The sequence below is a fragment of the Streptomyces sp. NPDC055506 genome (genome assembly GCF_053643595.1).
Genome location: NZ_JBSHKH010000023.1, coordinates 18,061 through 30,676, shown reverse-complemented (window position 1 = coordinate 30,676; position 12,616 = coordinate 18,061). Strand labels below are relative to the sequence as shown.

The 12,616-nt window shown below is 66.9% G+C and carries 15 protein-coding genes and 2 pseudogenes; 8 read left to right on the top strand and 9 right to left on the bottom strand.

From position 1 onward, the window contains the following. Nucleotides 1-53: 53 nt before the first annotated feature. The 3 genes and pseudogenes from ACWIF2_RS11890 to ACWIF2_RS11880 all read right to left on the bottom strand — a co-directional run bounded on the left by ACWIF2_RS11890 (nucleotide 54) and on the right by ACWIF2_RS11880 (nucleotide 2,304). Nucleotides 54-488, bottom strand: a complete 435-nt coding sequence (locus ACWIF2_RS11890; RefSeq protein ID WP_454360028.1) for a hypothetical protein — start codon at nucleotides 486-488, stop codon at nucleotides 54-56. 87 nt (nucleotides 489-575) lie between these two features. Further along, nucleotides 576-1,638, bottom strand: a pseudogene (locus ACWIF2_RS11885) (IS630 family transposase). Nucleotides 1,639-1,881: 243 nt separating this feature from the next. Then, on the bottom strand, nucleotides 1,882-2,304 hold the full coding sequence (locus ACWIF2_RS11880) for a hypothetical protein (RefSeq protein WP_454360027.1): 423 nt from the start codon (nucleotides 2,302-2,304) through the stop codon (nucleotides 1,882-1,884). An 819-nt stretch (nucleotides 2,305-3,123) separates the two neighbouring features. Between ACWIF2_RS11880 and ACWIF2_RS11875 the strand changes: the two genes are divergently transcribed. Beyond that, nucleotides 3,124-3,609 (top strand): hypothetical protein, encoded by a 486-nt coding sequence (locus ACWIF2_RS11875; protein WP_454360026.1) that lies wholly within the window; start codon nucleotides 3,124-3,126, stop codon nucleotides 3,607-3,609. Nucleotides 3,610-4,030: 421 nt separating this feature from the next. On the opposite strand, the gene ACWIF2_RS11870 is transcribed toward ACWIF2_RS11875, so the two are convergent. Both ACWIF2_RS11870 and ACWIF2_RS11865 read right to left on the bottom strand, forming a co-directional pair. After that, nucleotides 4,031-4,555, bottom strand: coding sequence for a hypothetical protein (locus ACWIF2_RS11870; protein ID WP_454360025.1), 525 nt, complete (start codon nucleotides 4,553-4,555; stop codon nucleotides 4,031-4,033). Nucleotides 4,556-4,858: 303 nt separating this feature from the next. Further along, nucleotides 4,859-5,257 (bottom strand): gas vesicle structural protein GvpA, encoded by a 399-nt coding sequence (locus ACWIF2_RS11865; RefSeq protein ID WP_454360024.1) that lies wholly within the window; start codon nucleotides 5,255-5,257, stop codon nucleotides 4,859-4,861. A gap of 399 nt (nucleotides 5,258-5,656) precedes the next feature. Between ACWIF2_RS11865 and ACWIF2_RS11860 the strand changes: the two genes are divergently transcribed. Together ACWIF2_RS11860 and ACWIF2_RS11855 are read left to right on the top strand one after the other, a co-directional pair. Further along, the gene (locus ACWIF2_RS11860) at nucleotides 5,657-6,490 is read left to right on the top strand and encodes a DUF2382 domain-containing protein (RefSeq protein ID WP_454360023.1); all 834 of its coding nucleotides are present in this window, start codon (nucleotides 5,657-5,659) and stop codon (nucleotides 6,488-6,490) included. A 162-nt stretch (nucleotides 6,491-6,652) separates the two neighbouring features. Then, nucleotides 6,653-6,873 (top strand): annotated as a pseudogene (locus ACWIF2_RS11855) (transposase); the annotation flags it as partial. Nucleotides 6,874-7,181: 308 nt separating this feature from the next. Here ACWIF2_RS11855 and ACWIF2_RS11850 read toward each other — a convergent pair. Further along, complete coding sequence (locus ACWIF2_RS11850; protein WP_454360073.1) at nucleotides 7,182-7,529, bottom strand: hypothetical protein; 348 nt, start codon at nucleotides 7,527-7,529, stop codon at nucleotides 7,182-7,184. On the opposite strand from ACWIF2_RS11850, the gene ACWIF2_RS11845 reads away from it, so the two are divergent. Beyond that, nucleotides 7,487-7,960: an STAS domain-containing protein gene (locus ACWIF2_RS11845; protein ID WP_454360022.1), complete on the top strand. Its 474-nt coding sequence runs from the start codon at nucleotides 7,487-7,489 to the stop codon at nucleotides 7,958-7,960. The two genes, ACWIF2_RS11850 and ACWIF2_RS11845, sit on opposite strands and share 43 nt — an antisense overlap. 188 nt (nucleotides 7,961-8,148) lie before the next feature. Here the strand turns inward: ACWIF2_RS11845 and ACWIF2_RS11840 are convergent, their stop codons facing one another. Continuing rightward, nucleotides 8,149-8,343 (bottom strand): hypothetical protein, encoded by a 195-nt coding sequence (locus tag ACWIF2_RS11840; RefSeq protein WP_454360021.1) that lies wholly within the window; start codon nucleotides 8,341-8,343, stop codon nucleotides 8,149-8,151. Between the two features lie 30 nt (nucleotides 8,344-8,373). Between ACWIF2_RS11840 and ACWIF2_RS11835 the strand changes: the two genes are divergently transcribed. Together ACWIF2_RS11835 and ACWIF2_RS11830 are read left to right on the top strand one after the other, a co-directional pair. Beyond that, nucleotides 8,374-8,601, top strand: a complete 228-nt coding sequence (locus ACWIF2_RS11835; protein WP_454360020.1) for a DUF5133 domain-containing protein — start codon at nucleotides 8,374-8,376, stop codon at nucleotides 8,599-8,601. A gap of 27 nt (nucleotides 8,602-8,628) precedes the next feature. Next, nucleotides 8,629-9,129 carry a DUF6098 family protein gene (locus tag ACWIF2_RS11830; protein ID WP_454360019.1) on the top strand — a complete coding sequence of 167 codons (501 nt, stop codon included), beginning with the start codon at nucleotides 8,629-8,631 and terminating at the stop codon, nucleotides 9,127-9,129. 128 nt (nucleotides 9,130-9,257) lie between these two features. Here ACWIF2_RS11830 and ACWIF2_RS11825 read toward each other — a convergent pair whose 3' ends face one another. After that, nucleotides 9,258-10,163, bottom strand: coding sequence for an SDR family oxidoreductase (locus ACWIF2_RS11825; protein WP_454360072.1), 906 nt, complete (start codon nucleotides 10,161-10,163; stop codon nucleotides 9,258-9,260). Nucleotides 10,164-10,798: 635 nt separating this feature from the next. On the opposite strand from ACWIF2_RS11825, the gene ACWIF2_RS11820 reads away from it, so the two are divergent. Further along, nucleotides 10,799-11,065: a hypothetical protein gene (locus ACWIF2_RS11820; RefSeq protein WP_454360018.1), complete on the top strand. Its 267-nt coding sequence runs from the start codon at nucleotides 10,799-10,801 to the stop codon at nucleotides 11,063-11,065. Nucleotides 11,066-11,113: 48 nt separating this feature from the next. Then, on the top strand, nucleotides 11,114-12,040 hold the full coding sequence (locus ACWIF2_RS11815) for a helix-turn-helix domain-containing protein (RefSeq protein ID WP_454360017.1): 927 nt from the start codon (nucleotides 11,114-11,116) through the stop codon (nucleotides 12,038-12,040). 58 nt (nucleotides 12,041-12,098) lie between these two features. Here ACWIF2_RS11815 and ACWIF2_RS11810 read toward each other — a convergent pair whose 3' ends face one another. Next, entirely contained in the window at nucleotides 12,099-12,425 is a 327-nt protein-coding gene (locus ACWIF2_RS11810; protein WP_454360016.1) for a plasmid stabilization protein, read from the bottom strand. Nucleotides 12,426-12,616 lie beyond the last annotated feature (191 nt).

Sequence of the window (12,616 nt, the reverse complement as noted above, 5' to 3'; positions counted from 1 at the left end):
ATTCCGGGCTACCGTTCGCCACGCACACGACGTGTGGCGACGCAAAGTCCTGGTCAACCGCTTATGGCCCGTACTCCAAGCGGCTGCGGCAGCAGACAGTCTCGTTCGGGGTTCCAGATGGCGATCTCGAAGCGGGCGAAGCCGCACGGCCAGTCATAGTCCAATACGTCCAGCGACGTGGCGGCGCCGCAGCAGGGCACTTCTACGGCCAAGGTGGCGAAGCCGTCCTCACAGTGGCTTTCCAGCAGGCCGGCGTACCACTCGGTGTCGATCGAGGCACCGCAGTGCGGGCAGCCGATCAGTTCCAGGTTGTCGCCGCAGTCGACAGGGGTGAGGGTGTCGCGCCAGGTGACGTCGATCTCCACCTCCACGCCATCGGGCAGGCCAGGAGCTAGATCCGCGGCGAGCGCGGCAGTCCGCTCGGCTACCGCCCGGTCGGGCTGCCACGGGGGATCAGCCAGAATGATCGACAGGACGTCGTCGCTCATCAGCTCACTCAATTCGTCGGGCACAAGCGTTCGGCGGGGTGCCGCGATCGTAGGCCCATGCGTCAGGCCGGCCGTTTCCTGGGTTCGTTACTCGTGGATGGCAAGGCCAGTGCCGGCGAGGCAGCCGTCGACTATGTCCGGTCGGTACTGGATCTGCTTGAGCCTGCGCTTGACGGCCTTGGTGATCTGGGCGAGGTCGGCCGCGGCGAGGTTGCCAACCTCTCGCTTGACCAGCGACCAGGCGCCTTCTTGCGGGTTGAGGTCAGGTGCGTATGCGGGCAGTTGGAAGATGGTGAGCCAGTGCACGTTCGCCGCGGCCCACTCCCTCATTCCGGCGGTCAGGTGCAGGCGCACGTTGTCCCAGACGAGCACGATCGGGGCGCCAAGCTGGATGCGGCTCGGACGAGCAGGTCTCGCAGATCGCGCCAGCCGAAGCCCTTCGGCTCGTTTTTGCGGCCGTGGTACTCGCGGACGGCGTAGATCAGCCGCGACCGTTCCCCCCGCCTATAGCAGACCATGCCTGCCATCGAGACCCGTCCGGATCCCCTGCCTCGAACCCGCGCCACAGGGGTGCGGCCCACCCGGCCCCAGGTCCTGGCACGCGGCGGCGTCATCGATTGCCCGGCCTCGTCCTGAAAGACGATCCAGGCCCCAAGCGCCGCCGCGGTGCTCTTACCCGCGGCCAGACCTCCTTCTTCCACAGCTCGACGGCTTCGTCATCGCGCTCGATCGCCCGCCGAGCAGGCTGCTGCCATGACCAGCCGTGCCGCTTCAGCAACTGCCAGGTGCCCTCCACGGTGTACGAGACATGGAAGATGCGGCCGATCAGAGTCTTCACCCGCGCCAGCGTCCACCGCTGATCTGCCCAGCCATGGACCAGCGGTCCCCGCTCCAATTCACGTTCTAGCTTTTCGACCTGGGCCGCGCTGAGCTTGGGCCGGCCAGGGGAGCCCGCGGACCGCAGCCGCATCTCGCCCTGCTCCCGCCAAGCCCGGCGCCATCGCTCAACCGACCGCTCACTGACCCGCAGCGCGGCCGCGATCTCCCGACTCTTCTCTCCGAGTTCGAAGCGCTCCACGGACTGCAGCCTGACCCGCTCCCGGGCGGCCCTCCCTGCGGCGGTTAACCCGCCGCCCTGCGCGTATCTCACGCCCAGATGGCTACCAGCGCCGCACACCACCCGTCAGGCAAACCGACCCGACATCACCGTTCCAAGGTCAGTAGCGTGGTAAGACCGCCCCGGCTGCGGCACGCGGAAGCAGCACTGAGCGGGCCCCGCCGCCAATGCAGCCGCACATCCCGCGGCTATTTCGACGGCCGCACGTCTACATCCTTGAAAAGAACCGATTGAGTTTCAGGTCCGGATGAAGCGCGCCGGTTCGCCCGCGCCGGGTCAGAGGAGAACGGCAAGGGCGAGCCACACATCCAGGGTGGCGAGCAGGAGCAACACGGGAGTGATGGCTACGAGAACGAGGCGGTGGAAGCGGATGGCCTCGCTCAGTAGGTCCGCCACCTCCGCGACGGCCGGCGACGCGGGGTCGTACACGATGGGGAACGTGCTGCCGGGCGAGAAGGATGTCCGCGACACGTGGAAGGAGTCCGCCTCGTACTTCGTGCCGTCCGCGAGAGCGAAGGAGAAGCGCACCGAGACGTCGTCCTGGCGCCATGACAGCGATGTGCACTGCCCTGTCGTCTGCACGCCTGCCGCCTGCAGCCGCAGGCACTCACGATGACGGCGGAAGGCGTGGGTGGCGGCGACGCAGAGGCCGACGTATGCGACGGTCAGGACCAGCACATACACCAGCGCACCCGTCATGCCGATCCCCCATCGATCGCTGCGGCAACGTCGAGTAGCCACATCATGGAGCAACTGCTGTGCACCGTCGACGCTTGGTGTGGCGCCTGTGTCGTGGGTACGGCCCACGCACCAGCTTCTCAGCGAGGCCGACGAATCCTGCGAAGGCGATTGTCGTGGGCAGCCAGGAGCCAACGCTGGATCTGACCGCCCAGCGTGGCACGGAACCGCGCGGGATCTCGAGATAGTCGGGCCATGGGCTGACCCCCGGTGCCGGGCAGCCTCGGCGTGACGCCGATGAGCCGGGCGGCCTGGGGGTCTCGGTACTCGTGCGTGCGGCATGGTGTGACGGTGTGCGGGTGAGGCGGCGGGTCATCAGCGTGATGGAGGCCTAGGTGCTAGGGCTTGGGAGGGGAAGTGTACGGCCGTCACCGACCGGGACTTCCACAGCGCGGGGACCTGAACCACCGCGCATTCCCGCCGCAGGGCCAGCTGCCAGGCAAGGCTGAACAGGACAGCCCTAGAAGCCGGTGGAGCCCTATCTGCTGTGCGGCTTATTTTCAATGCACGACACGCCAGCAACTGTGTGATAGAGCGTCAGCAAGATCCCCCGAATGACCCAACCGCTTCACCAAGTGCCTTTTTTTTCAGCTCTTCTGATGGGTCATCACAAACACGGCGTCGACCCTTCGAACACCCGATCGGCCTCTTTTTATCACCCCTCAGAAATTTCCGAGGTGGCGACAGAAATAGGCATGAGTATGTTCATTCATGGTCGGCAGATCAGCTGACATCCCCGAGATGTGGAGAAACGGAATGCCCGTGAGAGGGAGAAATGGAATGCGTACGCGTACCGTTGTCGCGATCGCATTGTCGGTGGGCATCACTGTCCTTGCCGCAACCGGCGTGAACTACGCCTCGGCTTCCAATTCCGCCGCTGAGTCCACCCCGTCAGTGAGGGAGGCCGCTGCATCTGTTCCCCTGGGAGGCGATCTGGGAGACGGCCTGGGAGGCGACGGCCAGAGGGACCACAGCCACAGGGGCGACGGCGATGGACGGATCTACGTCAACGAGAGAACGTTTTCAGCCGAGCCGGGTGTGTGCACCGCTGTGATCAGCAGTCCCGCGACCAGCTTCAACGTCCGTAACGAGAGCAACAGGACCGTTGAATTCTTCATCGGGATTACCTGCGACAACGGCTCTGCAATTGCGACCATTGGCCCGCGGAACTCCAGTAGCGCAATCCCCGGCACGACTGTGTTCGACGGGGAGGTGGTGCCATTCGCGCTGGTCGGCAGTTTCCGAGCAATCGACAAGCATCACTGACCCCACGGGTACCAGAGACAGCGATGCTCCTCGCCGTCTGCAGCGGGTGCAGGTACGGGAGCCTTGTCGCCGGGAGCCACGCTGGCGGCTCCCGTGCAGGACAATTCCCTGCCCGGCCTGCCCCCCGGCAGATCATGCAGGCGCACCGCGAGGGACAGCAGGACCGGCTCGGTGCGCTCGACGTGGTCCTCAGCTCCGTCGCGCTGCGGACGACCCGCTCGCCAGGGACAGGGCTCAGGCCAATTCGGCGCGACCGAACAGCAGCGCATAGCCGGGTGGGCAGTTGGGCGAGGATGCGGTCCAGCAGGTCATCGCCTGCGGCATCGTCAAGGCTGCTGAGGACGGCTCCTGTGTCCCAGCGGGCGGTCTCAGGCGTGGCTCCCGCGATCAGGAGGGCGACGGCCTTGACGAACAGCTGGCCTCAGCTACCCGCAGCGTGACGTCGCCTCGCAGTACTGTTGCGCGGCGCACGACGCGGGCCTCGAACCGATCGGTGTGCGGGATTGCTCGGCCGTATGCGCGGCCGCGGCCGGCGCGGGATCGATGAGCCGCCTGCCGAGGACTGCGACCTCGTATCTCGGAGGAGGTCCTTGAACATCGCGATATGAACACGGATGATGCCGCCAAACATAAGCAGGAAGGTCAGGCCGACCACGCACATAAGACCAAGCCAGGCGATGAACGCAACCGCCCAGGCAAGCTCCGGCGACTCTGGCCGCTCCGTGGTGGCCAGCCACATGACCAGCTTCATCTCAATGGCGGCGTGGCTGATGATGAGGCTGTGCCACATCACTAGGAGCGCTACCTCCCACGCCAACTTTCCTGTAAGGCCCTCTCGTGGTGACGGTCTCGGTTCGCGCTTCACGAGTGCTTGGAACTCGACAGTGGCCACTACCAGGATGACTGGAATGACGGTCACCATCGTGGACGCGTAGTCGTCGGTCATCTTGTACGCCATGGCCCCCCCGGCGTGCTCACCAGGGCTACGACGGTAGGGCATACGCGACCGCTGGAAGGCACATCTGGCAGCAATGACGTGCTGTGCCTCCGCCGGATGTGCGCTCGCGGCGGTCTCGGTCTGCACAGTGATCGACTAGCGGAGGCGGCTACCGACGCGGTCCCGCTGCTCACCGTCGGCCATGTGGGGCACACGCAGGGGGGAAGGTTTGCGCCGGGCGGCTGAACCCCTCGATCGCGGTCGCGTACGCCCCGTCTCGCCGTCGGCTCCCGTAGTCGTAGGTGCCATCACTCATTCCCCTCTCCCGCGCGCGGCCCCATCGCCCTGACGCTCCCGGCCCTCGTCGCGTGACTTCTGGAAGGCATCCGAGATCGTCTCCGCGGCGCCGGACAGGGCTCCCTTGGTCTTGCCGCGGGTGCCGGACTCCGTGACCTGTCCCGTGAGCTCCGTAAGGCCGGCTGGCTTGCGCGGCCCCGCTTCCAGGTCGAGGCGGTTGCACGCCTCGGCGAAGCGAAGGTAGGTGTCCACGCTGGCAACTACGATCCGTATGTCGATCTTGAGGATCTCGATACCGACAAGGGAGACCCGCACGAACGCGTCGATCACCAGCCCGCGGTCGAGAATGAGTTCCAGGACGTCGTAGAGGCCGCTGGAACCGCCCCCGCCGCCCTGCTGGGTCGCCACCGTCATCGCGACCAACCCTCTGTTCGTCTGTCTCTGCGTGGTCCCGTCGGCGCTGCCTCTCGCTGCGACGCAGGCTTGCGGGTGCGAGTAGCCGCCACCACCTTCGACCAAACGCACGTACGAGCTTGGCGAAGGCCTGCCGGACAGGCACACCGCAACCGCTACGAAGGCTTCGGCCCCGACCTGGCGGAGGGCGCTCGGCCGTCCTTCCCTACGCCCCGCAACCACCGGCCCGGCTGCGGGGAGTGCTCCTGCACCACCGGCCGGTCCAGTCCGGGGGATACGAAAAGCATCAGAAGTGCCCACTTTGTGAGCAATAACCGTTCTGTTCCGGTTTCGTGCCCGGCGGGGTGGTGAGCCGGAACAGAACGAGCCGCACGCGAGAAGAGAGAGCGTGAGCAAACAGTGATCACCCACGAGCAGATCCCGACCGTGCTCGACCACCCGGTCTACGACACGGACGGCAACAAGATCGGCGATGCCAAACACGTCTTCCTCGACGACACCACCGGCCAGCCCGAGTGGGTGAGTGTGAAGACCGGCCTGTTCGGCACCAGTGAGTCCTTCGTACCCATCCACGACGCCGCCATCGTGGAAGACCACTTGGAGGTCCCCTACGCCAAGGACACGGTCAAGGACGCGCCCAACGTCGACGTCGACTCAGGCGGGCACCTCTCCGAAGACGAGGAACACCGCCTCTACGAGCACTACGGCATCGACTGGGACGCAGCCTGGCAACAGGCCAACCAGCCCGGCGAGGGCGGCTGGGCCCACACCGGTACCACGGGAACGACAGTCCCCTCCGGCGATGAAACGGACGCCTCAGCGGCTGCCATGTCCGGCACCGCCCGCCCGGATGACGCCATGACGCGCTCGGAGGAGCGCATGCACGTCGGCGTCGAGCGCCGAGAGGCCGGCCGGGCGCGGCTGCGCAAGTACGTCGTCACCGAAGAGGTGCAGCGGACCGTTCCGGTGCGCCATGAGGAAGTCCGTGTCGAGCGGGAGCCGATCACGGACGAGACCCGCGATGCCGCCCTTTCCGGGCCCGAGATCAGCGAAGCCGAACACGAGGTCATCCTCCATGAGGAACGCCCCGTGTCGCAGACCGAGACGGTGCCGGTGGAGCGGGTACGCATGTCCACCGAGGAACACACCGAGGAGGAAGCGGTGCGCGGCCAGGTCCGCAAGGAGCAGATCGACACCGAAGGCGTAGACGACGAAGGCGGGCGCGGCACCTGACACAGCACCCAATTCGCATGACGCAGGTGGCCTGCTCGGAACCTGCTCGAGGGGGCCGGCCTGTGCCCGGCAGCCCCAACCACCAGGCGCACCCCGGGACAAGCCGGACAGGCCGCCACAACCCGAGGCCGCGCCCTACGGCTCACCCATGCATGCCCCGGGCGCCACCTGGTCGTCGACACCTGCGGACTCCCCCTGATGGTCATGGTCATCCCCGCCGACCTGCACGACGCCGCAGCGAAGGAAGTGGCTGTTCCGGCTGCGGCTGATGCATTCCTAGATCACGATCGTGTGGACCGACTCCGCATACGCCGGCAAGCTCGTGGACTGGGCGAAACGGCACCCCAACCTGACCATCAAGCCCGTCAGCCGTCCAGGGACGCCTCCGGGCGTAGGCGCGGAACCGCATCCCGGTCGGCGGCGCGAAAGCCGGCTTGGGCCCATCTCACTCGCCTCCGCCCTGCGCTTCCTGAATCAGCGCGCGGGCCGCCCCACCCCCTGGGCCATCGCCGTCACCACCTGGGCCGCGATCACGCTGATGACCAGGCGAATCGCCCCCAACCGAAGCGGCCAGCCGACATCTCGCGAAGCCGACCAGGCCTGATGAATCTCAAGGCCAGGGCCACCGCCACGGCACTGCGTCGCCCTGAACGCCACTCGCACCCGTCCGGCACGGACTTCAGTAGATTCCCTATCCGTCAGCCAAAACCAGCAGGTCACCACCGTCTGATGGCCCCGTGACGATGTGTCCAAGCTGGACCAGCAGGCCCGAAACCGCAGCCTGCACCACCGCCCGCATACTGTCGCCTGAGGCTCCGGGCTGGTCCATCGCCAGCGAGGTGAACCCGTCCGAGGCCGTCCAACGCACCAGCACCCCGGCCGGCACGTCCATCACGGCAAGCACCGTCCTGCCGTCCTCCGCATCCTCAACGACCAGGTGAAACCCCGCCTGCGTCAAGGCATGCCGAACCTGCACGAACAGGCCGGAAGGGGCAGATGACACAGGCTCCGCCTGCCCCGCATCCCGGCGATCAAGCATCACGGGTTGGATATAGATACTCGCATGGTGACATACCGGGCATTTGCCATATATCTTATGGAAAGTTCAAAGCAACGACTGCGGCGTATATGGACCGCGTTGCGATTAGTTCATCGGACCCACGGCTGACTATCCAGCCGATACGTCCTCCCAGCGGCGGCACCCTCACGCTCGCCCTCACCGGGGAACTCGACGTGCACAGCGTCGCCTCCCTCTGCGACATCGCCGTCACCTCCGTCGAGTCAGGCGTTCGCCGCCTTCGTCTCGACATGACCGGGGTCACCGTGTGCGACAACGGGAGCCTCTACATGCTCCTCGGCCTCCAGCATGCGCTGCGCGCTACTGGCGGGGCCCTCGCCATCGCCACCACCAGCACTCCCGTCGAAAGCACCCTCACGGCCAACGGACTCAGCCACCTGCTGGAGCACTGAACCCGCACCGATAGCGAGGACGACCTGCCGGGACTTCGAAATTCGAGTCGTGCGCTAAGGCGCGAGCGCCGCTGCACTGCCGCGTCCAGGTCGGCGACGCCGCAGCGGAGGCTTCCCGTCGTTACGTCAGGCTCCGGACGGGGGTCTCGCTGATTGCGCTGGGTAGGGCGATGTGGGCCGACCGCCTCCTAATCGATGGACAGTCCCTCGCTCACCGCCTTGACGATCTCCAGGCCGTGGCCGCCGATCCTACGGTCGGCGACCTGCTCCAGGCCCTGTCCACCGACTGAGCCGAACGCCCTCCCCCGCACCTCCTGCCCAGTCTCCGTACGCACCGGATTGGCGGCCGGGGCCCGGGGCACACGGGCCGGTGTATGACCCATGTGAACGAAGGTGACGAGGGAGATTTCCCCATGCTCTTGGCACACCCCGTCGTACTGAAGAACCTCATCGAGCAGTACGAGACGCTGCGCGTCCTGCACGCCGAAAACGGCACCGGGGAAGCGCGCCGGCGTATGGAAGACGTCGCTTACACGCTGTGCGTGTCGACCGGCACCCGCGATATCGACGCCGCCCTTGTCGCCGCGCGCCACCGGCTGCCCGGGGCCCGTACCGAAGACGACTCCCTCCTGACCACCTGACCGCCCCGGAATCCGTCCACAACCACCATGACCACGATCGCCGACCTGCCGACGTTCAGCAGCCTCGATGAGCTGACCCAGCTCATCACCCACCGCCACGGCCTCTACGTGCGCTGGTCCCGCGGGCCCCAGAGCGACCTGCCGAAGACGAGCAGTACGGACGATCTGACCGGGATCAAGCTGCCGGGTCTGTCGGCCAGCCCGCTGGACCTCGGGGACTGGTGGGGCGAGCGGCCCGTGCGAGTCTGGGTCGCCCGCCGGCTGTACGACTACTGCCACCTGCCGCACGTCAAGGACGCCCGCACCCGCCCCTGGGCCCTGCACGGCTCCGAGACAGCCCGCGGACCGGACAACGAACCCCTGGTGACGGAAATCGAACCCCGCGGCTGGATCGCCGACCAGGTCATCACGGACGCCTGCCACATCATCACCGAACAGCCTGGGCAGTGGGGCACACTCGACCGATACGAATCTTCGGAGGAATCCCCGCCGTCGACCGCAGCGGCGCCGCCGCAACCCGCCGCCTGACCGGCACCTGGCCCGGTTGAGCCGGTCCCGTCCGCGGCCTGAGCCGTACCGAACTCAACCAGGGCTTGTCCGGCGGGCATGGCTGAACGTTGCAGTCGCTGCCCGTCGAGACGCGCCCGGGATCGGGTCTACCGCGTGTCGACGATGCCGCCCGTCACGGCGATGACCTCACCGACCGTGTAGCTGGAGTCGGCGTCGGAGGCGAGGTAGACGTACGTCGGGGCGATCTCCTCCGGCTGGGCCGCGCGTTCCAGGGGAGCCTCGCTGCCGATGTGGGCGAGCCCGTCCGGCGGCATGTGCGGGTCCGCCTCGTTGAGCGGCGTCCAGGTCGGACCCGGTGCCACGACGTTGGCGCGGACGCCTCGCTTGGCCAGGTGCACGGCGACGGACTTGGTCAGGGTGATCAGCGCTGCCTTTGACGCCGCGTAGTCGATCATCGTCGTACTGCCCTTGAGGGCTTCCTCGGTCGCGGTGGCGATGACGGCGTCACCGGGCTCCAGGTGGGGCAGAGACGCCATGAGCAGGTGGAAGTACGCGTAGATGTTCGTCTTGAACGTCCGGTCGAAGTCCTCCGCGGTCAACTGCTCCAGTTCCAGCTTGCTGTTGAGGTACGCGGCGTTGCTCACCAGGATGTTCAGCCCACCGAGTTCCGCCACCGTCCGCTCGACAGCCTCGCGGCAGAACGCCGGATCGGTGAGGTCGCCGGGCAGCAGCAGACAGCGCCGGCCGTGCCCTTCCACCTCGCTTCGGACCTGTTCCGCGTCGACCTGCTCCTCGGGCAGGTGGACGATGGCCACGTCGGCGCCCTCGCGCGCGTACAGCAGCGCCACGGCACGGCCGATTCCGGAATCGCCGCCGGTGATCAGCGCGACCTTTCCTTCCAGCTTCCCGCTGGCTCGGTAGCGGCTCGCCCGATAGCGCGGCGCCAGGCGCATGTCGGCCTCCAGCCCCGGATGCCGCTGTTTGTCCGAGTCGTAGGGCGGGACGGGCTCGGACACGACCTGCGGTGCGGACTGTTCCTGCTCGGGCTGCAAGGCTTCCCTTTCGCCGGTGTCGTCCACGACGAAACCGTGCTTCACGGCCACGCCGTTCCTTTCCCGCACCGCGTGCCCATATCAGCGACAGCCATGTTCCCCCGTCGCCGGTCTCCACCACCACCCAGGCCCTCGCCGACAAGCCCCTGCCCGCCCCGCCCTCCTGAACTGGCCAAGGAACTGACCGAGTGTGGGTACGACCTCGTCATCAACGCCGAGGACGATGGGCGTCCGCAGCAGACAGCCTTCAGCAGATCCGCGAGTGCGGAGCCACAGTGGAAGCGGTCCGGTCTGGCCTGCGTGCCTACGACGGGCCTGAATGCGTCAACACCGCAGTCACCGCGACGGGCCGACCGATCGACGTGGCGGTGCTCAGCGCCGGCGTGGCGCCCGGCTGCACGTTCACGGACACCGACCTCGCCCACGAACTGGAGATCGTCGACCTCAACGTCCGCTCCACCGTGCGCCTGGCCAACTACGTCCCAAGGACATGGCCGCGGCAACGACCTCGCCACTGCCTTGCGCCCTGCGTGCCACCGACTTGGGGCTTGCCAGCCCCGAGCGGAGTGACCGCCCGTCTCCACACTCACTAGTGCCGCATCAAGCAACGTTTGCCCTGCCGGTACGGTCAGGGCATGGATGCCAGCGGCCAGCCAACTCTTGATGAGATCGAAGATCGCTTCGTTGAGCTTGTCGCGGGTCGGCTGTCCAGGGACGAGGCCGATCGCTGGGCGGCGAGGTGGGTGATGGAGGACCGGATCGTCTGGGACGACCTCTCCTGGTGGGCGCTGAACCGCCTCTACGGAATCGATCTCCCTGCGGGCGAGAGCCGCGGCTACCTGCACGACGACGAACAGGTACGGGCATGGCTCGCTGAGCTGAGGAAACGCCGAGCGACGTGAAGCAGCCGCAGCTCCGTCCCAAGTCCCGGTCGCTGCCAGGATGTGCGCGTGGCCGAACGGGTGCAGGTACGGGGGATCGATGACGACGAGGGCCGAAGACTGCTGCGGATCATCCGCAGGGGCACGGGATCGGTGGTGACCTGGCGGCGAGCCCAGATGGTACTGCTGTCCGCGCAGGGCATGCCCGTGGCGAAGATCGCCGAGGTGACATTCACCAGCGCGGACCGGGTCCGGGACGTGATCCACAACTTCAACGCCGACGGCTTCGAGGCGCTCTACCCGAAGTACAAGGGCGGCCGGCCCAGAACCTTCACCCTCCCCGAACGCCGGGAGATCAAGAAGATCGCCAAGTCCAAGCCAGCCGAGCACAGCCTGCCGTACTCGACCTGGAGCCTGGCCAAGCTGGCCGACTTCCTGGTCGCCGAGGGGGTGGTCGACGACATCAGCCACGAGGGCCTACGGATCAGGGCCGAGCGCAGCGGACGGCACAAGGACCCCGACCGGGAACCCCGCCCCCGCAGGCGGGCGACCTACACCCGCCCGCACGGGGTCCGGCACCTGTTCGCCGCCTACGACCTGGCCAAGGACAAGCTCTACGGCCACATCAAGCCGAAGAAGAACCGGACGAGGTTCCTGGAGTTCTGCCGCTACCTGCGCAGCCTCTACCCGCCCAAGATCCGCATCGCGATTGTGCTCGACAACTACTCCCCGCACCTGACCACGAAGAAGGACACCCGGGTCGGCGACTGGGCCGAGGCCAACAACGTCGAGTTCGCCTCCACACCGACCAACAGCTCCTGGCTGAACCGCATCGAGGCCCAGTTCACCGCCCTGCGCTACTTCGCACTGGACGGAACGGACCACGCCAGCCATAAGGCCCAGGGCAGCATGATCCGCCGCTACATCATCTGGCGGAACAAGCATGCCGCCGACGAACGCCTACGCGAGGTGGTCGACAGGGCGAACGTTGCCTGATGCAGCACTAGCAGCGGGGGGCCATCGCCGGGCCCAAGCCAGTGGCAAGGCTGCCTCGTCAGCGCCCCAGTGCGTTCTCCAACTGCTTCTTGGTCATTGAGGAGCGGCCGTGGACGTTCCGCTTCTTGGCCTCTTCGTACAGTTGGCCCCTGGTCGGGCCTTGCGCACCGCTGTGCGAGCGCTGCCCGCCCCGTTGGGACGCCGACTTTGGGTCACGTGTCGAGGCTTTACTGGCGGACTCCGATTCGCCCGACCTGGCCCGCTCCTTGTTGACCGTCCGTGCGGCGATCTCCTTGGCCCGCTTCGACGACTCGCCGCGGTCCTGGGCACTGTTCTTGATGTGCTCGTACTGGCGCTCCCGTTTGGAGCTCGATCCGGCCGGCATAGTGCCCCTCCTTTCTCATACGGCACCTCACTGGCCTCGGAGGCCGTTCGGTCCGACGGGTGCCCCCAGCGGCTCACCCGAAGCGTGCGCAACAGCGCCTGGCCTACGACCCCAAGGGCGGCCGACCGTTCAATCACGGCCCCGAGTTCAGTTCGCCCTGCCGGAAACCTGGCCCGAAACCAGCAGTTGAT